Origin of the sequence: Scandinavium hiltneri, assembly GCF_024764835.1 — a bacterium.
Taxonomy (GTDB): Bacteria; Pseudomonadota; Gammaproteobacteria; order Enterobacterales; family Enterobacteriaceae; genus Scandinavium; species Scandinavium hiltneri.
Window position 1 is genome coordinate 1 of the sequence record NZ_JALIGE010000021.1, and the last position, 416, is coordinate 416.

The following is a 416-nucleotide window of genomic DNA, read 5'->3' on the forward strand; positions in this document are numbered from 1 at the left end:
ATACGTAGCAGCGCCAACCAGTTGCACGTGCGCCAGGCCTGGCACTATGCGCTGGGCGGCGAACGCCTGGCGGAAGCGGTGCTGCGCCGCGACCTGCGCCAGGGCGGCGAGAATACCCGCGAGCCGGTGGACCACCTGGGCGAGGCCTGGGCGCGACCGATGACGCCGTTCAAGCTGGACGACGGCGGCGAGCTGCGGGTGCGGATCGAGGACCCCAGCGGGCGTTTCAACCTCAACGGGCTGGTGCGCAAGCGCAAGGTCAAGCCGGATTCGGTGAAGCAGTTCCGTCGCCTGCTGGCCACCCTGGGGATGAAGGAAGAGATCGTCCAGGGCTTGCCGGACCGGCTGGCCGACTGGCTCGACGCCGACCAGAATCCGCAGGGCGAGCAAGGCGCCGAGGACAACCAGTACCTGCT

1 pseudogene is annotated in these 416 nt (G+C 69.0%); it reads left to right on the forward strand.

Going from position 1 to position 416, the window contains the following annotated elements:
* Positions 1-416 (forward strand): annotated as a pseudogene (gene xcpX / locus MUU47_RS00085) (GspK family T2SS minor pseudopilin variant XcpX); the annotation flags it as partial.